The organism is Pseudomonas sp. TE3644 (assembly GCF_056278815.1).
Genome location: NZ_JBWBQF010000001.1, coordinates 3,436,340 through 3,460,361, shown reverse-complemented (window position 1 = coordinate 3,460,361; position 24,022 = coordinate 3,436,340). Strand labels below are relative to the sequence as shown.

The 24,022-nt window shown below is 64.5% G+C and carries 17 protein-coding genes; 7 read left to right on the top strand and 10 right to left on the bottom strand.

All coding sequences use genetic code 11. The features are described from left to right. Positions 1–303: 303 nt before the first annotated feature. From ACZ9GA_RS15105 to moaA, 6 genes are all read right to left on the bottom strand, one after another. Entirely contained in the window at positions 304–1,287 is a 984-nt protein-coding gene (locus ACZ9GA_RS15105; protein WP_457361911.1) for an ABC transporter substrate-binding protein, read from the bottom strand. After that, complete coding sequence (locus ACZ9GA_RS15100) at positions 1,284–3,407, bottom strand: TonB-dependent receptor (RefSeq protein WP_457361912.1); 2,124 nt, start codon at positions 3,405–3,407, stop codon at positions 1,284–1,286. Before ACZ9GA_RS15100 ends, ACZ9GA_RS15105 begins: the two co-directional genes overlap by 4 nt. Positions 3,408–3,417: 10 nt before the next feature. Next, positions 3,418–4,188 carry an ABC transporter ATP-binding protein gene (locus tag ACZ9GA_RS15095; protein WP_457361913.1) on the bottom strand — a complete coding sequence of 257 codons (771 nt, stop codon included), beginning with the start codon at positions 4,186–4,188 and terminating at the stop codon, positions 3,418–3,420. Beyond that, positions 4,185–5,204: a FecCD family ABC transporter permease gene (locus ACZ9GA_RS15090; RefSeq protein ID WP_457361914.1), complete on the bottom strand. Its 1,020-nt coding sequence runs from the start codon at positions 5,202–5,204 to the stop codon at positions 4,185–4,187. Before ACZ9GA_RS15090 ends, ACZ9GA_RS15095 begins: the two co-directional genes overlap by 4 nt. Before the next feature lie 657 nt (positions 5,205–5,861). Next, positions 5,862–6,752: a LysR family transcriptional regulator gene (locus tag ACZ9GA_RS15085; RefSeq protein WP_457361915.1), complete on the bottom strand. Its 891-nt coding sequence runs from the start codon at positions 6,750–6,752 to the stop codon at positions 5,862–5,864. A 198-nt stretch (positions 6,753–6,950) separates the two neighbouring features. Further along, on the bottom strand, positions 6,951–7,949 hold the full coding sequence (moaA, locus tag ACZ9GA_RS15080; RefSeq protein WP_457361916.1) for a GTP 3',8-cyclase MoaA: 999 nt from the start codon (positions 7,947–7,949) through the stop codon (positions 6,951–6,953). A gap of 208 nt (positions 7,950–8,157) precedes the next feature. On the opposite strand from moaA, the gene ACZ9GA_RS15075 reads away from it, so the two are divergent. The 4 genes from ACZ9GA_RS15075 to ACZ9GA_RS15060 all read left to right on the top strand — a co-directional run bounded on the left by ACZ9GA_RS15075 (position 8,158) and on the right by ACZ9GA_RS15060 (position 14,065). Beyond that, entirely contained in the window at positions 8,158–10,482 is a 2,325-nt protein-coding gene (locus ACZ9GA_RS15075; protein WP_457361917.1) for an FdhF/YdeP family oxidoreductase, read from the top strand. A 225-nt stretch (positions 10,483–10,707) separates the two neighbouring features. Then, positions 10,708–11,205: a sugar dehydrogenase complex small subunit gene (locus tag ACZ9GA_RS15070; protein ID WP_457361918.1), complete on the top strand. Its 498-nt coding sequence runs from the start codon at positions 10,708–10,710 to the stop codon at positions 11,203–11,205. Next, positions 11,198–12,796, top strand: a complete 1,599-nt coding sequence (locus tag ACZ9GA_RS15065) for a GMC family oxidoreductase (RefSeq protein ID WP_457361919.1) — start codon at positions 11,198–11,200, stop codon at positions 12,794–12,796. Before ACZ9GA_RS15070 ends, ACZ9GA_RS15065 begins: the two co-directional genes overlap by 8 nt. 87 nt (positions 12,797–12,883) lie before the next feature. Continuing rightward, positions 12,884–14,065, top strand: a complete 1,182-nt coding sequence (locus ACZ9GA_RS15060) for an acetyl-CoA C-acetyltransferase (protein WP_457361920.1) — start codon at positions 12,884–12,886, stop codon at positions 14,063–14,065. A 187-nt stretch (positions 14,066–14,252) separates the two neighbouring features. Here the strand turns inward: ACZ9GA_RS15060 and ACZ9GA_RS15055 are convergent, their stop codons facing one another. Continuing rightward, positions 14,253–15,599, bottom strand: coding sequence for an MFS transporter (locus ACZ9GA_RS15055; RefSeq protein ID WP_457361921.1), 1,347 nt, complete (start codon positions 15,597–15,599; stop codon positions 14,253–14,255). Positions 15,600–16,012: 413 nt separating this feature from the next. Here ACZ9GA_RS15055 and ACZ9GA_RS15050 point away from each other — a divergent pair, with 413 nt between their 5' ends. Both ACZ9GA_RS15050 and ACZ9GA_RS15045 read left to right on the top strand, forming a co-directional pair. Beyond that, positions 16,013–16,471 carry an REP-associated tyrosine transposase gene (locus tag ACZ9GA_RS15050; protein WP_457361922.1) on the top strand — a complete coding sequence of 153 codons (459 nt, stop codon included), beginning with the start codon at positions 16,013–16,015 and terminating at the stop codon, positions 16,469–16,471. 540 nt (positions 16,472–17,011) lie between these two features. Beyond that, the gene (locus ACZ9GA_RS15045) at positions 17,012–18,091 is read left to right on the top strand and encodes a hypothetical protein (RefSeq protein ID WP_457361923.1); all 1,080 of its coding nucleotides are present in this window, start codon (positions 17,012–17,014) and stop codon (positions 18,089–18,091) included. Here ACZ9GA_RS15045 and ACZ9GA_RS15040 read toward each other — a convergent pair. After that, positions 18,088–19,710: an NADP-dependent glyceraldehyde-3-phosphate dehydrogenase gene (locus ACZ9GA_RS15040; protein WP_457361924.1), complete on the bottom strand. Its 1,623-nt coding sequence runs from the start codon at positions 19,708–19,710 to the stop codon at positions 18,088–18,090. The two genes, ACZ9GA_RS15045 and ACZ9GA_RS15040, sit on opposite strands and share 4 nt — an antisense overlap. A 363-nt stretch (positions 19,711–20,073) precedes the next feature. On the opposite strand from ACZ9GA_RS15040, the gene ACZ9GA_RS15035 reads away from it, so the two are divergent. After that, complete coding sequence (locus ACZ9GA_RS15035; protein WP_457361925.1) at positions 20,074–21,012, top strand: site-specific integrase; 939 nt, start codon at positions 20,074–20,076, stop codon at positions 21,010–21,012. 200 nt (positions 21,013–21,212) lie between these two features. Here ACZ9GA_RS15035 and ACZ9GA_RS15030 read toward each other — a convergent pair whose 3' ends face one another. Further along, a complete protein-coding gene (locus ACZ9GA_RS15030) occupies positions 21,213–22,781 on the bottom strand; it encodes a DHA2 family efflux MFS transporter permease subunit (protein WP_457361926.1) in 1,569 nt (522 codons plus the stop codon). Then, on the bottom strand, positions 22,778–23,893 hold the full coding sequence (locus ACZ9GA_RS15025; protein ID WP_457361927.1) for an HlyD family secretion protein: 1,116 nt from the start codon (positions 23,891–23,893) through the stop codon (positions 22,778–22,780). The genes ACZ9GA_RS15030 and ACZ9GA_RS15025 overlap by 4 nt, the downstream gene beginning before the upstream one ends. Between the last annotated feature and the right edge of the window lie 129 nt (positions 23,894–24,022).

Here is a 24,022-nt window from a genome sequence, read left to right as displayed (position 1 = left end):
TAGTGCGTAGCTGCTGCCGCAGGCTGCGCTGGCCCTGTGCCTCGCTGGAGATCTTCAGGGTTCACTCCGCCCAGCGCAGCCTGGCGGCAGCGGCTACGGTGCAGGTGGTGCGTAGCCGCTGCCGCAGGCTGCGCTGGCCCTGTGCCTCGCTGGAGATCTTCAGGGTTCACTCCGCCCAGCGCAGCCTGGCGGCAGCGGCTACGGTGCAGGTAGTGCGTAGCTGCTGCCGCAGGCTGCGCTGGCCCTGTGCCTCGCTGGAGATATTCGGGGTTCACTCTGGCCAGCGCAGCCTGGCGGCAGCGGCTACAGTGGCCGTTGCCCCGCCAGAATTTGCTGGGCTTGGGCCTGCGTCAGCAAATAATCAAAAAACCGCCGATAAAACCCCACCGTCCGCTGCACCATATCCACATCCCCAAACCGCTGCGGATGCAGCTGCTGCCCGGCCCAAACCAACTGCAACCCCACCTCGGTACCATACCGGTCCCACGGGAACACCCCGGCCGGATTGCGCAGCACTTTCACCCCCTGCAACTGCGCCAGCAACGGCACCTGCTTCAAGTCACCCGCATCCGCCGCCAGCACGATCACGTCCGGATGCCACGCCAGCACCTGTTCGGCGTCCACCACCTGCAGATTGCCCTTCAGCCCGGTCGCCGCATTGCGCCCGCCGGCCAGCCTGATCCAGGTGTCGATCAGGGTGTCGGCGCCATCCACCTTCAACGGGTTCAGTGAGGCGATGTGCAGCACCCGTGGCCGCTGTTGCTCGGTGAGGTCGGCCGTGCGCCGCTGCACGTCTGCCACCTGGCCATCGAGCCAGGTGTTGTAGTCATGGGCACGTTGCCGAGCGGTGTCGCTGTCCAGCGCCTGGGCGGTGATGTCCAGGCTGTGCTCAAGGCCGGGCAGGTCGTTGAAGCCCATGCGCACCACGGCAATGCCGGCCTGTTCGTATGCCAGGGCCTGGCGGTCGCCGGTGCTGGTAAACACCAGGTCAACCTTGTCAGCCAGCAGCGACTCGACGTTGAAGGCGTTGCCGGTGACGGCCTGCGCCTGGTTCAGCGACGGCTGCACCTTGAACATCCACGGCTGGCGGTCGGGGTGGTTGACGGTGGCGACGATGCGGCCGCCCGCGCCCAGGGTCAGCATCAGCGCATGATGGGCGAACCAGCCATCGGCGATGCGCTGGGGGTGGGCAGGCACTTGCACGGTGTGGCCGGCGTCATCCACCACCGGCACCGCCAGCGCGGCCTGGCTGGCCAGCGCCAAGGCCAGGGCGAGCAGACGCTTCACAGGTCCACCTGGATCGACGCCTGCAGCATGCGTGGCGCGCCCAGTTGGGCACTGGCGTTACCCACGCCGCTGTAGCCGTTGAGGGCGCCGGGCACGATGTTGGTCCAGTAGCGCTCGTTGGTCAGGTTGGTGACTTCCAGGCGGTACACGGTGTTGCGCTGCATCAGGTGCGTGGTGAAGCTGGCGCCCAGGTCGAAGGTTTCGTAGCTGCTAACCCAGTGGGTGTCGGTGTCATCCGTGGGCCGGGCGCCGACATAACGGGCATTAAGATTCAGCGCCAAGCCTTTGATTTGCGGCACTTGATACTCGGTCAACAGGCTGGCGGTATAGCGTGACAGGCCGACGATACGGGTGTTGTTGGTGCTCGCGGAGTCGCTGTCGACCAGCTTGGGGTCCAGCCAGGTGATGCCGCCGAACATCCGCACATTGGTGCTGACCTTGCCATCGGCCATGAATTCGACGCCGCGGTTGCGTTGCTCACCGCCGATGGCGTAGGTCTTGTCATCCTGCAAAAACGCATAAGGGCGCTTAATCTGGAAGGCAGCCAGAGACAAGTTGACGCCGTTCAAGGCCAGCTTGCCGCCGATCTCCCATTGCTTGCTGCGGTAGGGCGCCAGGATAGTGTTGACGTTGTTGCTGCCGGTGGGCGCAGTGTCGCCCTGTTGCAGGCTGTCGGCGTAGGTGACGTACAGGGTCAGGTCGTCGACCGGCTTGTACATCAGGCTGCCGGCACCGCTCAGGCCGTGGTCGTTGGAGCCGCTGGTGGTGGCGCCGGTCTTGCCGTAGTTGTGCACCGACATTTCGCTCTGGCTGCCGGTGAGCATCAGGCTCCACTGCGGGGTGAAGGTCAGGGTGTCGCCGAAGATCAGCGATTGCTGGGTGGCGGTGGCCGAGTGGTAGCGGTCGGTGAAGTCCGGGTAGTCGGGCTCGACAAAGTTGGTCGGGTCGCTGAGGCTGGCGCTGCCGCTCATGGTCGGATTGGCGCCCACCGGGTTGAAGTTCTTCCAGTCAAAGCCGCTGACACCCACGGTCAGGTCATTGCGGACCGCCCCGGTCCACACGCTGCCGTTGAGGTTGGCCAGGTAGCTGTTGATGGTGAAGCGGCTGGCGGTGGCGGTGGAGACGCTGGGGGCGTAGGTGTTGCCGATGGCGGCCAGGGTATTGGTCACCCCCGTGGACTCGCGATCGGCGATCTGCCGCAGCAGCCCCACGTCCAGCTTCCAGTTGCCATCAAAATCATGCTTGAAGTGCACACTGGCGGTGTCGGTGGTGTCGTTGTCGCCGGCGTAGTTCTGCCCCAGGTTGCTCTTGGTGGGGTCGGGCGCGTGGGGGAAGCTGGCGTTGGTGGCCAAGGCGAACTTGCCCGGCAGGCCCTTGGCCAAATAGTTGTAGTGGCTGAAGTTGGTCTCGATGACGCTGCTGTCGCTGAGCTGGAAGTCCAGCGCCAGGCTGACCAGCTGGCGGCGCAGGGTGCTGCCGGGGCTGTAGCTGTGGCCCTGTTCATCCATCAGGTTGAGGCGGTATTTGATCTTGCCTTCGGGGTCGAAAGGGCCGCTCAGGTCGGCGGCTTTCAGCCAGCTCAGGCCCGTGCCCACGCCCAGGGTGACGCGGTTCAGGCGCTCATCGGTGGGGCGTTTGGAGATGAAATTGAAGGTGCCCGCCGGGTTGGCCGGGCCATACAGGGAGCCGGCCAGGCCGTTGAGCACCTGCACGTTGTCGAACTGCTCGGCGGGATAGTCGGTGGTCGACACCACATTTAGACCGTCCAGTCGCGAGTTCTGCACCACGCTGCCCTGCATGCCGCGGCTCTGCGGGCGCGCGCCGTCGCCTTGCACCGAGGGCAGGTAGCGCAGGATGTCCTTGACGCTCTTGAGCTGCTGGTCCTGGATCAGGTCGTGGGGCACCACGTTGATCGAGTAGGGCGTGTCCAGCAGGCGCCGTTCGCCCAGGGGGCCAAGGTTCGCGCTTTTCTCCCGCGCTACCCGGGCATCGTGTTCGGCCGGGGTTTCCGAGACGCCGTTGACGTTCACCGCACCCAACTGCACGGGGGCGGTGTCGGCCGCGTGGGCAAGGTTGACGGCCGCGGCCAGCAGCAGCGGGGCAAACGGGAGGTGCTTCATGCAATCAGTCTCACAAGGGGGCGAAGAATCGGTGGTGGTCACTGTCGATCTGGCGCACGGGCACGCCGTACAGGCGTTGCATCAGCCCAGCATCGATGACCTGATGCGGTGGGCCGTCGGCGATCAGTTGGCGTTGGTGCAGCACCCAGGCGCGGTTGGCGCCGGCCAGGGCCTGTTCGGGGCGGTGGCTGGTGGTGAGGATGGCCAGGCCGCTGGCGGCCAGGTGCTGCAGGCGCTCAAGCAGGCGCAACTGGTGGCCGAAATCAAGGCCGGTGACGGGTTCGTCCAGCAGGATCATCCGTGCCTGCTGCACCAGCGCCCGGGCGATCAACACCAATTGGCGCTCGCCGCCCGACAGTTCGGTGTAGGTGCGCAGGGCCAGGTGGTCGATGCCCAGCTCGTGCAGGGCGCGGTCCACCGCGGCCAGGTCGTCGGCATCAGGGGCACGGCCCAGACCGGTGATGGGCAGGCGGCCCTGGGTGACGATCTGGCGCACGCTGTAGGGGAAGCTCGGTACATGGTTTTGCGGCACGTAGGCCAATTGCCGCGCGATGCTGCGCCGGTCCAGGGCCGCCAATGGCTGACCGTTCAAACGCACCTGGCCGGACGCTGGTTTGACCAGGCCCAGCAGGATTTTAAGCAGCGTGCTTTTGCCCGCACCGTTGGCGCCCAGCAAGGCGATGCAGTCGCCGGGCTGCACGCTGAGGCTGATGCCTTCCAGCAGGCTGCGCCCGTTCAGGTGGTAACCGAGGCCCTCGGCCTGCAACAGCGGCGCGCTCATAACCACCCCCGACGTACCCGGTGCAACACCAGCACAAAGGCCACGGCGCCCAGCAGTTCGGTAACGATGCCCAGCGGAATCTCCCCGGCCCCCAGGCTGCGGGCCAGCGCGTCGGCGGCCAGCAGAAAGCAGGCGCCAATGCCGGCGCTGACCGGCAACAGACGGGCATTGCCCGGGCCCACCAGCAGCCGGGCCAGGTGCGGCACCAGCAGGCCGACCCAACCGACCATGCCGGCGATGCTCACGGTCAGTGCGCTGATCAGCGTGGCCAGGATAATCACCCCGTAACGAATGCGCCGCACCGGCACCCCCAGGCTCAGGGCTTCGTCGTCGCTCAACGACAAGGCATCGATGGCGCGGCCCAGCAGGCACAGCACGGCGATGGCCAGGGCCAACAGTGGCGCAGTCAGTTTCAGCGACTGCTGATCGACCGCGCTGAGGCTGCCCAGCAGCCAATAGACGATGGTGGGCAACTGGTTGAGCGGGTCGGCCATGTATTGGGTGATCGACAGCAGCGAGGTGAACAGCGCATTGGCGACGATGCCGCCCAGTACCAGCATGAGGATGGAGCTCATGCCGAACAGGTTGGCGATGCTCACCCCCAGCGCCACCGCAGCCAGCCCGGTGACGCAGGCCAGCGCGGGAATCCACACCCCGTGCAGGTTGCCGACGATCCCCAGCGCCGCGCCGAATGCGCAGCCGCTCAATACGCCTAGCAGCCCCGGTGACACCAGCGGGTTGCGGAACACCGCCTGGTACGCGGCACCCGATACCGACAGGCCTGCGCCCACCAGCACCCCGGCAATGACCCGCGGCAGGCGGCTGTCGATGACCAGGCTGTGCAGCAGGCTGTATTGATCGGCGGGCAAGTGCGCCCAGCCCAGGCTGGCGCCGAGGAAGGTCAGCAGCTGTGACAGGGGCAGGGGATATCGTCCGATGGTCAGGGCCACCAGGCTGGCGAGGATTACGGCGGCCAGGCTGAGAGCAGCGGGGTAGAGCGGTGCGGCACGGGGCATTGGTGGGGTTCGATGGGTGGCGTTGTAACCAAAATTATATAGCGCCACAGCGTTTTGAACCAGAATGGACATTGTGAATAAAGTTTCATATTTGCCGAGATCCATCGCCAGGCACCAAAGGCTAAAACCGCGGTGTGTCAGGCCATGGCGCGTTGCAACAAACTGTGGGACCGGGTTCTACCCGGGAAGCGCCGCGCGGGCGGCGCGCGATCTCAAGAGCGCTGCAGAACCCCCGACATGCACCTTTTAGTTACACCCCCCCACTTTTTGTGGGACCGGATGGCCGGCCCCCCGGTCCCACATGGGGAAAGGTGTGGTGTACCTGCGAGGTGCATGTCGGGGGGTGAGGTGGTGTTCTTGAGATCGAGCGCCGCCCGCGCGGCGCTTCCCGGGTAGAACCCGGTCCCACAGTTTGTTGCAACGCGCCATGGCCTGACACACCGCGGTTTCAGCCTTGTGTGTTCGCGTGGGATTTTTGGGGGGGAGGAGGGAGCGCCCAAACAAAAAAGGACCATCACATCAGGGGGGAGCAGATGTGATGGTCCAATAGGGGCGTCGAGCAGTTGGCAATCTCGACGGCCAGCAATGTAACAGTGGCTCTGTTTGTTAGCTACCTATCAAACTGAAAGGGTGTTTTCCTGCACCCGTAACAATGCTTCAGCGACCCGGCATCAGAAACGTCCGCGCCTGGGCAAAGCACTTCTCGGCAATCGCCGAACGCGGCTCGGTACGCCGCATGATCAGCCCCAGCGGCGCCAATACTTCGGCATCCGGCAGCTCCAGCACACCGATGTGCTCGCTCAACCCCTCGAAACCACCGTCCAACGGCATCACCGCGCAACAGAACCCGGCCTGCAACGCCTGGATCAGCTGGAAGGTGGAGTCGCTTTCCAGCACCGGCCGCGGTGTCAGGCCACGGCTGCGAAAGCTCAGGTCCACCGATTTACGGAAGTGCATACCATTGAGGATCATGCCCAACTGCAGCTCGGCCGCCTCTTCCCAGCTGATCTGGTCGCTGGCAAAGGTGAAGTAGCGCTTGTCGTACAGCACCCCGATGCGCGTGGACGACAGCTCGAAGTATTCGAAGTGGCTGGCGTTGACCTGGTCCAGGTAACAGATACCCAGGTCGGCGTGGTTGTTGGCCAGGGCGGCGAAGATGTCGTCGCTGGTCATGGTCGAGACGCTGAAACCCAGCTCGGGGAATTCCTTGGCCAGGGTCTGGATGAACTGCGTGGTGTTGAAGCTGCTCAGCGGCACCACAGCCAGGCGCAGGTCGCCGATCAGTTGCCCGCGACAGGCCGCCGCTTCGGCGTACAGGCCATCGTGGGCGGCGATCAAGGTGCGCGCCCAGGCCAGCACTCGCTCGCCGGCAGGGGTGAAGCCCTCGAAGCGCTGGCCACGGTTGACCAGCACAATGTTCAGCTCGTCCTCCAGGTTGCGCAGGCGCATGGACAGGGTCGGCTGGGTGATATTGCAGCGCGCCGCGGCCTGGCCGAAGTGGCGGGTCTGGTCCAGGGCGATGAGGAACTTGAGCTGTTTGATGTCCAAGGTAATACCGGGGTCAGCAAGTGGGGCAGGGGGACAGGGTCGATGATAGCGGTGGGGTAGACAAGTAACTTTACCTGGCACTACGCGAGAACGTGTCGTTCGCATCGCGGCCAAGGCCGGCTCCTACCACGGACGGCGTAGGAGCCGACCTTGGTCGCGATGCAGGCGACGCGGTTTCAAGGCAGCTCCTGCTACCGGTCAGCCGCCAGTCATGTTCATGAAACGCACCACCTGCACATCATCATTGAGCTGAAAGTCATGGCGCCACGGCTTGAGCTTCATGGCGTCAACAATGGCCTGCTCGACTTTATGCGGCTGCCCGGGATGAGCACGCAGCACCGCCTTCAGGTCCACGCCATGCTCGTTGCCCAGGCACAGCAGCAACCGCCCTTCGACCGTGACACGTACCCGGTTGCAGGTGGCGCAGAAGTTATGACTGTGCGGCGAGATGAAGCCCAGGCGAATATGCGGCGCCTCGGCCAGCCGCCAGTAGCGCGAAGGCCCCTGGGTGGATTCGGCGGAATCGATCAGCGTGTAGCGCTGGCTGATCACCTCGCGCACCTGGGAGCTGGAAAAGAACGCCTCGGCGCGGCTGTGTTCGCTGATCACGCCCAGGGGCATTTCCTCGATGAAGGAAATATCCACGCCGCGCTCGATGGCGAAGGCCACCAGGTCGTTGATTTCGTGATCGTTGCGGCCTTTCATCACCACGCAGTTGAGTTTGGTGTGGGTGAAGCCTGCGGCATTGGCGGCATCGATGCCGTCTATCACCGTGTGCAGATCGCCGGTGCGGGTCAGCTCTTTGAAGCGCGCGGGGTCCAGGCTGTCGAGGCTGATGTTCAGGCGTTTGACGCCCGCGTCCTTGAGCGGCTGGGCCAGTTTGCCCAGTTGTGAGCCGTTGGTGGTCAGGCACAGTTCGCGCAGGCCGGGCAGGGCGGCGATGCGCTGGCACAGCTCGACAATGCCCTTGCGCACCAGCGGTTCGCCACCGGTGAGGCGGATTTTGCGGGTGCCCAGCGCGACGAAGCGCTCGGCCAGCTCGCCAATTTCTTCAAGGCTGAGAATGCGCTGGCGTGGCAGGAAGGTCATGTCTTCGGCCATGCAGTACACGCAGCGAAAATCGCAGCGGTCGGTCACCGACAGGCGCACGTAATCCACGCGCCGGGCGAAGCCGTCTACCAGGGTCCGATCAGACATGCATACCTCGTTGAACAGGTAAATCGTGTGTCCAGAATAAGGGCGCGGCGGGGGCAGGTCTAATTACTTCGAGTGAAGATGTGATCGAGCGCATCTATCAAGGTGTGATAGATGCGCTCGATCACGCGTTCATTAATAGCAATTGGACAGCTGACAGGGGCGGGCATAGCCTGAGATTCTGAATTCACTGCCGAAAACGGAGCGCCCCATGTCCACGCACGAACGCTACAAACCCTACAAAGGTGCCGCCGCCGGTTGGGGCGCTCTGGTGGCGGTAACGCGTAGTTGGCTGGGCAGCAAGAAGGCGCTCACCAACATCCGCGCCATGCTGAAAACCAACCAGAACGGCGGTTTCGACTGTCCGGGCTGCGCCTGGGGCGAGTCGCCGGAAAACGGCATGGTCAAGTTCTGCGAGAACGGCGCCAAGGCCGTCAACTGGGAAGCCACCGGCCGCCTGGTGAACCCGGCGTTCTTCAATAAGTACACGGTGTCGGCACTGGCCTCGCAAAGCGACTACTGGCTTGAATACCAGGGCCGCCTGACCCACCCGATGCGCTACGACGCTGCCACCGATAAGTATGTGGAAACCAGCTGGGAAGACGCCTACGCGCTGATCGCCAAGCACCTCAAGGCGCTGCCATCGCCGGACATGGCCGAGTTCTACACCTCGGGCCGCGCCAGCAACGAGGCGGCGTTCCTGTACCAGTTGTTCGTGCGTGCCTACGGCACCAACAACTTCCCTGACTGCTCCAACATGTGCCATGAAGCCAGCGGCGTCAGCATGAAAGAGACCCTGGGCGTGGGCAAGGGCACCGTGGTGTTCCATGACCTGGAGCACGCCGACGCCATCTTCGTGATCGGCCAGAACCCCGGCACCAACCACCCGCGCATGCTCGAACCGCTGCGCGAAGCGGTGGAGCGCGGTGCCCAGGTGATCTGCATCAACCCGCTCAAGGAGCGCGGCCTGGAGCGCTTCCAGCATCCGCAGCACCCGCTGGAAATGCTCGGCAACGGCTCCAAGCCCACCAGCTCGGCCTACCTGCGCCCGGCGCTGGGCGGCGACATGGCGCTGTTCCGCGGCATGGCCAAGTTCCTGCTGCAGTGGGAGCGTGACGCCCAGGCCAACGGCGAGCCGGCCGTGTTCGACCATGCCTTCATCGCCGAGCACACCACGGGGATGGACGCCTACCTGGCTGAAGTCGACGCCACGCCGTGGCCGCACATTATCGAGCAGTCTGGCCTGAGCCTGGCCGACATCGAGCTGGCCGCCAGCATGTACCGCAAGGCCGAACGCGTGATCATGTGCTGGGCCATGGGCCTGACCCAGCACAAGCACTCGGTGCCGACCATTCAGGAAGTGATCAACGTGCAGTTGCTGCGCGGCAACGTCGGCCGCCCCGGCGCCGGCCTGTCGCCGGTGCGTGGCCACAGTAACGTGCAGGGCGACCGTACCATGGGCATCGACGAGAAACCGTCGAAAGCCCTGCTGGACGCCATCGAAAAACGCTTCAACTTCACCGTGCCCCGCGAAGTGGGCCACAACGCCGTGCAGGCCATCGGCGCCATGGAGCGCGGCGAGGCCAAGGTGTTCATCGCCCTGGGCGGCAACTTCGCCCAGGCCACCCCGGACACCCCGCGCACCCACGCGGCGCTGCGCAATTGCGACCTGACGGTCCATATTGCCACCAAGCTCAACCGCAGCCACCTGGTGATGGGCCGTGATGCCCTGATTCTGCCGTGCCTGGGCCGTACCGAGATCGACGTGCAGGTCAATGGCCCGCAAGGCATCACTGTGGAAGACACCTTCAGCATGGTGCACCTCTCCCACGGCCAGCTGAAGCCGCGCTCGCCGGCACTGCGTTCCGAACCGGCGATCATCGCCGGCATCGCCGCCGCCACCCTGGGCAACCACCCGGTGGACTGGCACTGGCTGGTGGGCGACTACAGCCGCGTCCGCGACCTGATCGCCGACACGCTGCCGGGCTTCACCGACTTCAACAAGCGCCTGGAGCACCCGGGCGGCTTCCACCTGGGCAACACCGCCGCCCAGCGCGTGTGGAAAACCGCCAGCGGCAAGGCGCAGTTCACCGCCAGCCTGCTGCCCGACGACCTGGTCAATGCCGGGGTGCGCAGGATGAACATTACGCCGGACCTGATCCTGCAGACCATGCGCTCCCACGATCAGTACAACACCACGCTGTATGGCCTGGATGACCGTTATCGCGGGGTGTATGGCATGCGTGACGTGGTGTTCGTCAACGAAGCGGACATTCGCAAGCTGGGCCTGGAGCCTGGGCAGAAGGTTGACCTGGTGGCGCTGTGGGACGACAACCGCGAGCGTCGGGTCAAGGGCTTCACCGTGCTGGCCTACGACATCCCTGAAGGCCAGGCGGCTGCCTACTACCCGGAGACCAACCCGCTGGTGCCGCTGGAAAGCTATGGCGACCGTACCTTCACACCGACCTCGAAGTTCATCGCCATCAAGGTGGAGAAGGCCAGTGACAGCGGGTTGATCACCACCGCCGTGGCCTGACCCTTACGCAGGCTTGTTTGTGGGGTGCCCTTGAGGGCCTCTCGCGAGCAAGCTTTGCTCCCACAGTGTTGAACTAACCACAGATGTAGGCCTTTACACTGTGGGAGCAAAGCTTGCTCGCGAGAGGCCAGCAGCCTCAACCCAAAATCCGGGTCATTAGCCCGAGTGCCGTGAATTTCTCCGCCGCGCCGTGTTCCAACAGCGATGCCCCGGAGAATGGACGCCATGGACCACCCCCGCCGAACCCTGCTCAAGGCCCTGCTGGGCGCCTGGACGGCCGCGCAGATTCCCTTTGCCCTGGCCGCACCCATCGATAACCCTGCCCAAGGCGACTTCCTTGCCCTGTCCGCGCTGATCGCCGGCCAACAGGCACTGGACGCTGGGTTGGCCGCTGCGTTGCAGCAAGCGCTCACCGACCTGCATCCAGGTTTCACCGATCAGGTCAATCAACTGCTGGCCCTGATCGAAGCCCGTCATCTGGACGCGGCCATCCTGCAAGCCACCCTCGACACCGAGCAATCCCCCCTGGCCGCCATCCCCCGGGCCATCGCCCGTGGCTGGTTCATGGGCGTCGTCGGCAGCGGCGCCCAGGCGCGCTGCATTGCCTATGAACAGGCCCTCAATGCGCAGATGGTCCGCGATGTACTGCAGCCGCCCAGTTATGCCCTGGGCGGCTACGGCAGTTGGACCGCCAAGCCCTCGGGGAGCGCGTCCCATGGCTGATGCCCTCAGCGCCGACGTGGTAGTCATCGGCAGCGGCATCGTCGGCGCCACCGCCGCGCGACGCCTGGCCCAGCGCGGCGCTTCGGTGCTGATCCTGGAAGCCGGTGGGGAGATCGAGCACGCCAAAGTGGTAGAGGCATTCCGCGCCTCACCGCGCAAACACGACTGGCTGGCGCCTTACCCTTACCACGATTGGGCCCCGCACCCGATCTACCAGCCTGAGCCCAACGGTTACCTGGACCAGGCCGGCCCGTACCCCTACGAAACCCAGTACATCCGTGGCGTGGGCGGCACCAGTTGGCATTGGGCCGCCCAGGCCTGGCGCCTGCTGCCCAACGACTTCCACATGAAGAGCCTGTACGGCGTGGGCCGCGACTGGCCCATCAGCTACGCCGAGCTTGAGCCGTTCTACCAGGATGCCGAAACCCTGATGGGCGTCAGCGGCGCCGCCAACACCGGCTCGCCGCGCAGCCAGCCGTTGCCCATGGCGCCGGTGGCCGAGCCCTACGCCATGTCGCGCATTCGCGAACGCCTGGCGCCGGCCTACAGCGTGGTGGGCAATACCGCCGCGCGCAACAGCCAGGTCTACGATGGCCGCCCGCCGTGCTGTGCCAGCAACAGTTGCCAGCCGATCTGCCCGATCAATGCCCAGTACCACGGCGGCATCGCCATCCAGCAGGCGCTGGCGGCCGGGGTGCGCCTGCAGACGCGGGCCGTGGTCTATCGCCTGGAGCACGACGCACAAGGCCGCATCGTTGCCGCGCACTATTACGACCCGGACAAGCAGAGCCATCGGGTCACCGGCCAAACCTTCATCCTCGCCGCCAACGGCATCGAAAGCCCCAAGCTGCTGCTGATGTCGGCCACCGACCGCTACCCCCATGGGTTGGCCAACGGCTCGGGCCAGGTGGGCCGCAACCTGATGGACCACCCCAGCACCTCCCTCAGTTTCGACGCGGATGAAGAGCTGTGGCTGGGTCGCGGTCCGCAAAGCCCCAGTTCCATCAACACCCTGCGTGACGGTGACTTTCGCCGCCACCGCGCCGCGTACCGGCTGGACTTCACCAATGTCTCGCGCGTGGACACGGCCACCGAGGCGCTGCTCAAGGCCGGCGTGTACGGCGTCGAGTTCAAGACCCAATTGCGCCACCGGGCGGCGTTCGAAATGAGCGTCAAGGACGTGCTGGAGCTGCTGCCGCACCCCGACAACCGCGTCACCCTGAGTGATCGCCGCGACAAGCTTGGGTTGCCCACGCCGCGCCTGCACTACGCCATCGACGACTACACCCGGCGCGGCGCCGAGGCCTCGCGGCAGGATTTTTTGAAGATTGCGCAGATGATGGGTGGGACCAACCTGCGCCATAGCAAGGAAGGGGCGTTTTCCAATAACCAGCACATTACCGGCACGTTGGGCATGGGCAGTGATCCGGCGACCTCGGTGTGTGATGGCGTCGGTCGCGCCCATCAGCATGACAATCTATTCTTGTGCGGCACCGGCGTAATGCCCACCTCGGCCACGGTGAATTCGACCCTGACCGCCGTAGCGTTGTCGTTGCGCAGTGCCGGAGCGATCATTGATAAGCAAAGCTGAACAACTGCTTTGAAAAACAAACTTATCAAAACAATCCGGATCCCCGACAATCCGTCGACGCTCCCCCAATAACAATGAGGTTCCCCCATGCAAGACGTCGTCATCGTCGCCGCCACCCGCACCGCGGTCGGCAGTTTCCAGGGCTCGCTCGCCAACATCCCCGCCGTTGACCTGGGCGCCGCCGTCATCCGCCAGCTGCTGGCCCAGACCGGCCTTGATGGCAGTCACGTGGACGAAGTCATCCTCGGCCAGGTACTGACCGCCGGTTGCGGCCAGAACCCCGCGCGCCAGGCGGCGATCAAGGCCGGGCTGCCGGTGGCCGTGCCGGCCATGACCCTGAACAAGGTCTGCGGCTCGGGCCTCAAGGCCCTGCACCTGGGCGCCCAGGCTATCCGCTGCGGCGACGCCGAGGTGATCATCGCTGGTGGCCAGGAGAACATGAGCCTGGCCAACTACGTGCTGCCGGGCGCGCGCACCGGCCTGCGCATGGGCCACGCCAGCATGATCGACAGCATGATCAGCGACGGCCTGTGGGATGCCTTCAACGATTACCACATGGGCATCACCGCAGAAAACCTGGTGGAAAAGTACGGCATCAGCCGCGAAGCCCAAGATGCCTTTGCCGCACAGTCCCAGGCCAAGGCGGCGGCCGCCATCGAGGCGGGGCGCTTCGTCGACGAAATCACCCCCATCCTGATTCCCCAGCGCAAGGGCGACCCCGTGGCCTTCGCCACCGACGAGCAGCCGCGTGCGGGCACGACCGCCGACAGCCTGGCCAAGCTCAAGCCCGCCTTCAAGAAGGACGGCAGCGTGACGGCCGGCAATGCCTCATCGCTCAACGACGGCGCTGCTGCGGTGATGCTGATGAGCGCCGCCAAGGCCCGGCAACTGCACCTGCCGGTGCTGGCGCGCATTGCTGCCTACGCCAATGCTGGGGTAGACCCGGCGATCATGGGCATCGGCCCGGTCAGCGCGACGCGCCGGTGCCTGGACAAGGCGGGTTGGACGCTTGCGCAACTGGACCTGATCGAGGCCAACGAAGCGTTCGCGGCGCAGGCGTTGTCAGTGGGCAAGGAGTTGGGCTGGAATGCAGACAAGGTCAACGTCAATGGCGGCGCCATTGCCCTGGGCCACCCCATTGGTGCGTCGGGCTGCCGGGTGCTGGTGACGTTGCTGCATGAGATGATCAAGCGCGATGCGCAGAAGGGCTTGGCGACCTTGTGCATTGGTGGTGGGCAGGGCGTGGCGTTGGCTTTAGAGCGGGTTTGAAGCTTTCCCGAGCTTCGCTCGGTCCCACACCCTTCGCGGCAGTGGTGTCAATGATGCAAAGCTCTTAGCTTTCACTAGCACCGCAGGCTGACCTGCGGTGCTACCAAAGGCTGAGTGCTTTGCCTGTCTGACACCACTGCCGCGAAGGGTGTGGGACCGAGCGAAGCTCGGGAATCAGGCACCGCAATTAGTCAGCACGCGTCGCATGCGCCCAGCGATAATCCAACCGCGGCACCCGCACTTTGATCTTGCGCGTGGCCTGGGTCAGCACCGGTTCATGCACCGGTTCCGGATCACGCAGGAACACCATCATCACCGCGCTCAGCGCATACAGCCCCGAAAACGCCCACACCACGCCTTCCAGCCCGAAGCGATCGCTGAAGATCGCCACCACCGCAGGCCCCACCCAGGTCGAGGCACCCGCGCCCAGGCTCAGCACCGACAACGCCGCGGCCTTGTTCTGGGGCGCCAGCGCCGGTGCCAGCGCCGACAGCGGCACAAAGCACGCCAGCGTCAGGCCATAGAACGCGCCGAACACCGAGGCCAGCAGGAAGTTGTGCGGGAACGCCTGGGGCATGAAGAAGAACAGCGGCGTGCTGATGGTGCTGCCCACCGCCCCCAGCCAGAGGATGGTGTTGCGGTAGCCGATGCGCGTGCTGACGATGCTCGAACCCATGTTGCCGATGATGTTGAACACGAAGACGATGGTCAGCAGGCGCAGCCATTGCTCCAGGGTGAAGCCCACGGTATGCATGAAGAAACCGGGCAACACCACCAGGAAGCCGAACATCGACGCGGTGTTGATCACCCGCACCAGGCCCGCCAGAGTGACCTTGGGCTGATGCCACATGATGGTGATGTTCTTGGCCATGGACACCATCGGTTTTTCACCCTCCGGCGCCAGGCGGCGCATGCCGTGGGCTTCACGCATGCCCACCAGGCCGATCACGCCGCCGATGACTACCAGCCCAAACGACAGCCAGAAGGTCTGCAAGGCGCCGATGATCGGGATGCTGATGCTGGCCACCAGCGACCCCAGGGTTGGCAGCCCGGCGGCGTAGGCCACCCAGAACCAGCCCACCGCCAGGCCCATCTTGCGCGACGGCGTGGCAGCGGCGATCCACACCAGGAAACCGTAGGCGAACAGCGGGTAGCCGAAGCCGCGCAGGCCGTAGGTCAGCAGGATCATGGGGTAGCTGAGTTTCTGCAGGCCGTAGATCAAAAACAGCGCTTCGAACACGCTCCAGATGATCAGGCCCAGGGTCATGACCCGCTTGGGCCCCCACAGGTTGGACAGGGCGCCGGCCAGCCACGACGAGATACCCACCGTGACCCCGTACAGGGTAAAGATCATGGCAATGTGGTGTTCAGGCAGGCCGCGCTGGGCCAGGAAGGGCGAGAGGTACCCCAGTTCGACGCCGTCGCCGATCATGAAGATCAACAGCCCGACGAAGCCCCAGAACAAGGGGTAGGGAATGCCGATTTTGTCGCATAGGCGGGCGAGGGGAGAGTGCGGAGTGGATTGATCGCTCAATGTTCCGTTTCCTTGTGTGCAGCAGGTGCTTGGGCGCACCGATGAATGGCCTCGAGGAGGTTGAAGGGCAGGGTTGCAAGAAGACCGCGGAAGTGACCGTGCAGGATCGACGAAATACACGTGCGATGCTGGCCGAATTTCTAGGTTTTATCGGGTTTTGCCGGGCTTGCCTTTTTAGTTATCGCATCTGCGCACCGATCGCGCAACCGTTTGCGCAAACCCTGCCTGCGACATCACGCCCGGTTGCAAGGCCTCTGGCCACCATGATCCGCGGCCCAAAGGCGCCACAAAAAACCTGTAGCAGCGGCCGACAGGCCGCGTCCCGGCCACCACGAAACGTCCGGAATCACTCCCAGGCTGGCCCCTCACCCGAGACATCCTTACCGTCTCGATTTCACCCAGGGAAGGGCCTCATGAAACCTGCACACAAGGCATTCGCACTTCGAACCGGCCGCTACAGTGAACCCGGCCGAATCTATTTGGTGACCACCGTTACCGAGGGCCGGCTGCGGCATTTCGATGATTGGCGCACGGGTCGGCTGGTCGCCCAGCAAATGCGCTTGATCCATGAAGCGCAATGGGTGGAGTCGTTGGCTTGGGTGATTATGCCCGACCATCTTCACTGGATATTTGCATTGGGGGACAAATCCCTGGGCGAAGTCATGTGTAGGCTCAAGGCCAGAAGCAGCCTGGGTGTGAACTCATACTTGGGGCGTAAAGGACGTATATGGCAAAAGGGCTTTCATGACCGAGCCCTGCGCAAGGAGGACAACCTCAAGCAAATGGCCCGCTACGTCATTGCCAATCCGCTGCGTGCAGGGTTGGTCAACCGTATTGGGGACTACCCATTGTGGGATGTCGTGTGGATATAGCCGCTGACGTCGCCTTCGGCAACTGCTACAGGAGGCCGCGTCACAGGCACCGCAATTCTGCGGGCCTACCGCTGACGTCGCCTTCGGCAACTGCTACAGGGGCCGTGTAGCAGCGGCCGGGAGGTCGCGTCACAGGCACCGCGACTCTGCCGGCCTATCGCTGACGTCGCCTTCGGCAACTGCTACAGGGATCGTGTAGCAGCGGCCGGCAGGTCGCGTCACAGGCACCGCGATTCTGCCGGCCTACCGCTGACGTCGCCTTCGGCAACGGCTACAGGGATTGTGTAGCAGCGGCCGGCAGGTCGCGTCACAGGCACCGCGATTCTGCCGGCCTACCGCTGACGTCGCCTTCGGCAACTGCTACAGGGGGTGTGTAGCAGCGGCCGACAGGTCGCGTCAGGGGCATCGCGATTCGGCAAGTAAAATGGGCGTGGTTACTTCATTTGCCAGCAGCAAGCAGGCACCTGTCAGATTTGACAGGTGACAACACTCAACGCGAAGCCCACGCTCGACTGGAAGAAGCATCATTAGGGATCAGCCATGAACACATCCATCGATCTGCATGATTTTGTCTCCGGCATCCGTGACATCGCGTTACCTGCACCCTTCATCGAAGGCATCAGCGGCAGTGTCATTACCCGCGAGGATCTGGAGCGCGGTTTGACCGTGGTTATCCCGCCATTCGACGGCATGCGGCCTGGCGATCAGTTTCTGGCCCAGCTCGAAGGCTGGGACAGGGCGGTGGGGGTGCTGTCGACCGTGGCCGAAAACGGCGAGGCCCGCGCCTTCTTCACCCCGCAGCAAGCCCTAACGCTGGCGGGCCAGGAAGTGGCCGCGCTGTACGCATGGGTGGGCCGGCCCGATCTTTCACCGTCCACGTTCTACGACGTGGCGCTGCGCATGTGGCCGGCCGTGATCGAGCAGGCGCAGGTCAATCGCTTGCCTTCCGGGGCGGTGTACGGGCCCCTGACCGTCACCGTCAGCCCCTGGGTGGGCATCGAGGCGGGTGATGTGTGCTCGGTCTACCTCTATGGGCGAGGCGCGGCCGGCGTCTGGGCCTCCCATCACGTGATCACACCGCAGGAGGCCGGCCAGGACCTGACCCTGGACCTTACCGCCGGGCTGCTGGTTGCGCATCAGTTTGGCTGGGTGCACCTGTGCTACTCGGTAGTGGCGCTGGGCGTGGAGACGTGGGGCCCGCAAACCACGTATTGGGTGGACAGCGACGTCGCACCGCTGAAAGTGGGAGGGTGGGCGCCGTATGATCGCCTGGCAGGGGATGCGGCGGGGGGCGAGGAGAAAGTGGCGATAGTGCTGGACCCCTACCAGTCACGCCAGGTGGGGGACAGCGTGCTCATCAGCATCAGTGCATTGGAATTCGAGAGGCACATAACCCATCGACATGTAAAGTACCGGCACACCGTGACGGCGGCCAATATTGACAGCCCTGTCACGCTGAGTCTGCCGCCTGACTCACCGGTGTTCGTCACGGGGGCCTACAGCGTCAAGGCGATTATCGAGCACCAGGACGGTACGCTGGCCGCCTCGCCACTGATCGATCTGATTGTACCGCAGGAGGGTGCCGGGCCAGCCCGCAGGCCGGCCCGGGGGCTGGATTAGAAGATGTAATCGGTGGTCAGGAAGTTCGATTTGCGGTCATGAATGATGTCGCTGATCAGCGTCTTGTTGGCGTCCTGGAACTTGGTGGCCACCAGGGTGCGAATCGAGAAGGTGCGCAGGGCATCGAACACCGACAGGGTGCCTTCGGCCGAGTTTTTGCGGCCGTTGAACGGGTAGGTGTCCGGGCCGCGCTGGCACTGGGCGTTGATGTTGATGCGGCCCACCTGGTTGGCGAACAGGTCCACCAGCTTGCCCACCTGGGTGGCGTCGGTGCCGAAGATGCTCGCCTGCTGGCCGAAGTCCGACTCCAGCACGTAGTCGATCACGGTTTCCAGGTCGCGGAAGGGCACGATCGGCACTACCGGGCCAAATTGCTCTTCCTGGTACACACGCATTTGCGGGGTGACCGGGAACAGCACGGCGGGGTAGAAGAAGTTGCCGCGAATGGCGCCGCCATCGGCGTTCACCACTTTGGCACCCTTGGACTCGGCATCGGCCACCAGGCCCGACAGGTACTCGGTCTTGCCCGATTCCGGCAGCGGCGTCAGCGACACGCCTGGCTCCCACGGCATGCCGGACTTCAGCGCCGCCAGCTTCTGGTTGAATTTCTCGATGAAGCTGCCCACCACGTTTTCGTGCACGAACAGGATCTTCAGCGCGGTGCAGCGCTGGCCGTTGAACGACAGCGAGCCGGTAATGGCCTCGTTGACGGCGTTGTCCAGGTCCACCTCGGGCAGGATGATGCCCGGGTTCTTGGCGTCCAGGCCCAGGGCCGAGCGCAGGCGGTGCGGCTTGGGGTGCAGTTTCTTCAGGTCGCTGGCGGCCTTGTGGGTGCCGATGAAGGCGAAGATGTCGATCTTGCCGCTGGCCATCAGCGCACTGACGGTCTCGCGGCCGCTGCCGTAGATGACGTTGATGACGCCGGCCGGGAAGCTGTCGCGGAAGGCTTCCAGCAGCGGACGGATCAGCAGCACGCCGAACTTGGCCGGCTTGAACACCACGGTGTTACCCATGATCAGCGCCGGGATCAGCGTGGTGAAGGTTTCGTTGAGCGGGTAGTTGTAGGGGCCCATGCACAGGGCAACGCCCAGTGGCACGCGGCGGATTTGGCCCAGGGTGTCCTGTTCAAGTTCGAAGCGGCTGGACTTGCGGTCAACGTCCTTGAGGGCGTTGATGGTGTCGACGATGTAGTCGCACGTGCGGTCGAACTCTTTCTGCGAATCCTTGAGGTTTTTGCCGATTTCCCACATCAACAGGTTGACCACCGCATCGCGCTGTTCGCGCATGCGCGCCAGGAAACCTTCCACGTGGCGGATACGCTCGGCCACACGCAGGTTGGGCCAGGCGCCGCGGCCCTTGTCGTAGGCACGCACGGCGGCGTCCAGGGCGGTGAGGGCGGTGTCGGCGTCGAGCAGCGGCGTGCTGCCCAGAATCACCTGCTGATCACCTTCCGGGGTGTTCAGGTGGATTGGGCTGCGCACGGTGGCCAAGGGGCCATCCCAGCGACGCAGCTCACCGTCGACCAGGTAGTCGCGTTGCTCGACCTGACCGCTCAGGCGGTACTGCTCGGGGATATCCGCTGCTGTGGGGTACAGACTGCTCAGTGGATCTTGGCTCATGACGCTACCTCCATGGATGACCGGGACAAAGGAATCAGCATAGCGCTATTGCGGGTGGGCTGAAACGTGTCAGCACCAAATTTGGTCGGGTTTTCATTTGGTTGGCTGAAAATGGTGCTGGCCTTTTCCCGGGCAGAGCCCGGTCCTACACCGTTCGCGGCAGTGGTGTCAGGCACGCAAAGCTTTTAGCCTTTGGAGGTAACACCCATGATCGTGCCATATCTTGAAGGGCGGTGAGCTTTGCCTCACTGATTCAACTGCCGCGAACGGTGTAGGACCGGGCTCTGCCCGGGAAAAGGCCACCGCAAAACTCCAGACTGGTACCATGCCCCACCCCAACACCCCATCGAGGAACCCCGCGTTTTGCCTGATACCCCCGCCCTAGAGCCCCTGCCAGATGTCCGCAACCCCCTGGTCCAATACCTGGCCCGCCTGGTGCCCTCCAGCCAGCTGACCATGAAATACGTGCTGCAGGACGCCGCCGATCGCCTCGGTTTTGCCGACACCGACATGCGCGACGTGCCCTGGCATGTGCTGGAGCCCGGCCACATCACGGGCCTGGTGGCCGCATTGCGTCAGGACGGTTATGCGCCCAACACCTCGTCGCTGTACGTCAACGCCATTCGCGGGGTGATGAACGAAGCCTGGCGCCTGAGCCTGATCGACCAGGACCACCTGTTGAAAATGCGTTCGGTGAAACCGGCCGCCGGCACCCGCCTCAGCCAGGGCCGCAACCTCAAGCGCACGCTGATCCGCGAGCTGATGGACGTCTGCGCCGCCGACCCGCGCCCCCAGGGGCTGCGTGATGCGGCGGTGATCGCCATCCTGTACGGCTCGGGCATGCGCAAGTCCGAATCGGTGAACCTGGACCTGGCCCAGGTCGACTTCCAGGAGCGCAGCCTGCAGGTCACCGGCAAGGGCAACAAGCAGTTGGTCAAGTACGCTCCGGCCTGGGCGTTCGAAAAGCTTGAAGCGTGGCTGGCCTACCGCCGCGAGCACTTGGGGGAGGGCGAGACGGACGACAGTTTCCTGTTCAACCGCATCCGTCGTGGCAGCCATATCACCCGCGAGCGCATCACCAAGCACGCCATCTACTACATCGCCCGCCAGCGCGGCACGCAGGTGGGGGTGAAGATCATGCCCCACGATTTTCGCCGCTCGTTCATCACGCGGGTGATCGAGGAGCATGATCTGTCGATTGCGCAGAAACTGGCGCACCACACCAACATCCAGACCACCGCCAACTACGACGTGCGCGACGACAACGAGCGCCGCCGCGCGGTGGATCGCTACGACCTGTAGCAACTGTCTTGAAACTGTGTTGCCTGCATCGCGACCAAGGTCGGCTCCTACGCGGTCCGTGGTGGGAGCCGGCCTTGGCCGCGATGCAGACGACGCCGTCCCGTAGCAGCTGCCGAAGGCTGCGTCATTGGCGCCGCCGTGTGTCAGGCATTGCGCAGCGCCCAGGACGCAGCCTTCGGCAGCTGCTACAGGTGTTGGTATCAGTGGCCCTGCGCTGAAGGCGCCGGTGGTGCGCTGACCTTGCGCATCAGCGGCACCATCGCCGTGGCCACCACAAAGCACACCATGATCGCCAGGAACGCATCCGAGTACGTCTGCGTCTGCGCCTCGCGATAGGTCAGGTTCCACAGCTGGCGCAGCGCCCCGGCATTGCCGTCCAGACCTTGCTGCGCCAGGTTGCCCGCCACCTCGACCAGCCAGTGGTTGAGGTTTTCATTGGTGCTGTTCAAGTGCTCCGCCAGCCGGGTGAAGTGCAGGTTGGTGCGATCATTCAAAATGGTCGCGCAGGCCGCAATGCCAATCGCACCGCCCAGGTTGCGCATCAGGTTGAACAGCCCCGAAGCCTGCTTCAACCGCGACTGCGCCAGCGCCCCCAGGGTCAGGGTCACGGTGGGCGGCACCGCCAGTTGCTGGGCCATGCCGCGCAGCGCCTGGGGCAGCAGCAGTTCCTTGGCGCCCCAGTCATGGGTGATGGGCGAGAAGTCCCACATCGACAGGGCGAACAGGCCGAGGCCGGCCATCATGATCCAGCGCAGGTCCACGCGGTTGGCGAGGAAGGCATACAGCGGGATCGACAGGATCTGGAACACCCCGGTGGAGAACACCGCCAGGCCGATGTCCAGGGCGCTGTAGCCACGGATGCGCCCCAGGAACAGCGGCGTCAGGTAGATGGTGGCGAACAGGCCGATGCCGGTGACGAATGAAAAGAAACAGCCCAAGGCGAAATTGCGTTCACCCAGGGCGCGCAGGTCCACCACCGGGTTGCTCACCGACAGCGTGCGGCCGATGAACGCCAGCGCCGCCAGCCCCGAGATCCACGCCGTGGCCAGGATGGTGCTGTCGCTGAACCAGTTCCAGCGTGGGCCTTCTTCCAGGGTGTATTCCAGGCAGCCCAAAAACAGCGCCATGAACACCATGCTCAGGTAGTCGGCGCCCTTGAGCAGGCTAAGGTCCGGTTCGTCGATGCGCACCAGCATCGGCACCGCCACGGCCACGAAAACGCCGGGCACCAGGTTGATGTAGAACAGCCAGTGCCAGGAGTAATGGTCGGTGATCCAGCCACCGATGGTTGGCCCCAGGGTCGGGGCCAGGGAGGCGATGGCGCCGATGGTGGCGGCGGCGATGACCTTCTGTTTGCCGGTGAAAAAGAAAAACGCCGTGGTGAATACCAACGGGATCATCGAGCCCCCGAGAAACCCTTGCAGGGCGCGGAAGGCGATCATGCTCTGGATGTTCCACGCCGCACCGCACAGCAGGCTCGCCAGGGTGAAGCCCACCGCCGAGGCGCAGAACAACCAGCGCGTGGAGAACACCCGCGACAGCCAGCCCGACAGCGGGATGACGACGATCTCGGCAATCAGGTAGCTGGTTTGCACCCAAGCGGTTTCATCGGCGCCCGCCGACAGACCGCCGCCGATGTCGCGCAGCGAAGCGGAGACGATCTGGATGTCCAGCAGGGCGATGAACATGCCCACGCACATGGCGGCGAAAGCGAATACCTTCTGCCCGGTGGGCATCGAGGCAGCATCAAAGGGCAGGGCGCGGCTCATGGCGCGCTGGCCTGGGCTTGATGGGCATCCAGTTCGCCGCGGGTGTCGACCTCGGCGGTCACCGACAGGCCGGGGCGCAACTGCCCCAGCTGGCCGTCGACCGGGTCAAGCAGCACCCGCACCGGCACCCGCTGGACGATCTTGGTGAAGTTGCCGGTGGCGTTCTCCGGCGGCAGCACGCTGAACTGTGCCCCGGTGGCTGGCGCCAGGCTGTCCACATGACCATGGAAGACCTTGCCCGGCAGCACGTCGGCGCGTACCTCCACGCGCTGGCCCGCCTGCATGGCTGCTAGCTGGTCTTCCTTGAAGTTGGCGTCCACCCACAGGCCGCTGGCGGGCACCACGGCCAGCAACTGGGTACCGGCGGCGGCATAGGCACCGGCCCGCGCCCGGCGGTTGCCAATAACCCCGTCCACCGGGGCGCGCAGCTCGGTGTAGCCCAGGTTGAGGTTGGCCATGTCGAGGTCAGCGTTGGCCTGTTGCAGGGCGGCACGGGCCTGCTGCTTCTGGGTTTCGATCACCTGCACCTGGCGCTGGGCGGCCAGCAGTTGCGCCTGGGCGCGGACGCTGTTGGCCTGGGCGGTCTTGAAGGTGGCGTCGACCTGCTGGGCGTCCTGCACCGACACGGCGGCAGTGCGCGACAGGGTCTGGTAGCGCAGGTTGTCGTTGCGCGAGCGCACCTGCTCGGCCCTGGCCACGGTGATGCCGGCGCTGGCCTGGTCGATCACCGCCTGTTGCAGGTGTTCGGTGGCGTCCAGGTTGGCCAGTAACGCTTGCTGTGCAGCCACGGCGCCCTGGGCCTTGGCCACGGCGGCGCGGTAGTCGCGATCGTCGATCTTGACCAGCAGGTCGCCGGCCTTGACCCGCTGGTTGTCGGTGACCCGCACCTGGACGATATAGCCCGAGACCTTGGGGCCCACCACGGTCACGTCGGCGCCGATGTAAGCGTCATCGGTGCTTTGCAGAAAACGCCCGGTGGTCCACCAATGCGCGCCATAGACAGCCAGCAGAATCAGCGCAGCCAGGACGCCCAAGGTCAGCAGTAGACGCTTGCGGGTGTTGCCCGGGGCAGGGGTGGTAACGAGGGGGTCGGCAGCAGTGAGACTGGTCATGGCGGGGTCCATGGGGTAGATGATGGTCGTAATATTATGACTGTAATATAAAGCCGTCCAGCCCTGTTTTTCCATAAACAAAACGCATGCCCCTTACAAACGAATGCATTTTTCTGGCGGATCCATCCA

Excerpts from the sequence above, each read along its gene's own strand:
- ACZ9GA_RS15060 (WP_457361920.1), top strand. The coding sequence starts at position 12,884 with ATGCAAGACGTCGTCATCGTCGCCGCCACCCGCACCGCGGTCGGCAGT.
- ACZ9GA_RS15090 (WP_457361914.1), bottom strand. The coding sequence starts at position 5,204 with ATGCCCCGTGCCGCACCGCTCTACCCCGCTGCTCTCAGCCTGGCCGCC.
- ACZ9GA_RS15040 (WP_457361924.1), bottom strand. The coding sequence starts at position 19,710 with ATGAGCCAAGATCCACTGAGCAGTCTGTACCCCACAGCAGCGGATATC.
- ACZ9GA_RS15050 (WP_457361922.1), top strand. The coding sequence starts at position 16,013 with ATGAAACCTGCACACAAGGCATTCGCACTTCGAACCGGCCGCTACAGT.
- ACZ9GA_RS15095 (WP_457361913.1), bottom strand. The coding sequence starts at position 4,188 with ATGAGCGCGCCGCTGTTGCAGGCCGAGGGCCTCGGTTACCACCTGAAC.
- ACZ9GA_RS15065 (WP_457361919.1), top strand. The coding sequence starts at position 11,198 with ATGGCTGATGCCCTCAGCGCCGACGTGGTAGTCATCGGCAGCGGCATC.
- moaA (WP_457361916.1), bottom strand. The coding sequence starts at position 7,949 with ATGTCTGATCGGACCCTGGTAGACGGCTTCGCCCGGCGCGTGGATTAC.
- ACZ9GA_RS15070 (WP_457361918.1), top strand. The coding sequence starts at position 10,708 with ATGGACCACCCCCGCCGAACCCTGCTCAAGGCCCTGCTGGGCGCCTGG.
- ACZ9GA_RS15045 (WP_457361923.1), top strand. The coding sequence starts at position 17,012 with ATGAACACATCCATCGATCTGCATGATTTTGTCTCCGGCATCCGTGAC.
- ACZ9GA_RS15100 (WP_457361912.1), bottom strand. The coding sequence starts at position 3,407 with ATGAAGCACCTCCCGTTTGCCCCGCTGCTGCTGGCCGCGGCCGTCAAC.
- ACZ9GA_RS15025 (WP_457361927.1), bottom strand. The coding sequence starts at position 23,893 with ATGACCAGTCTCACTGCTGCCGACCCCCTCGTTACCACCCCTGCCCCG.
- ACZ9GA_RS15075 (WP_457361917.1), top strand. The coding sequence starts at position 8,158 with ATGTCCACGCACGAACGCTACAAACCCTACAAAGGTGCCGCCGCCGGT.
- ACZ9GA_RS15030 (WP_457361926.1), bottom strand. The coding sequence starts at position 22,781 with ATGAGCCGCGCCCTGCCCTTTGATGCTGCCTCGATGCCCACCGGGCAG.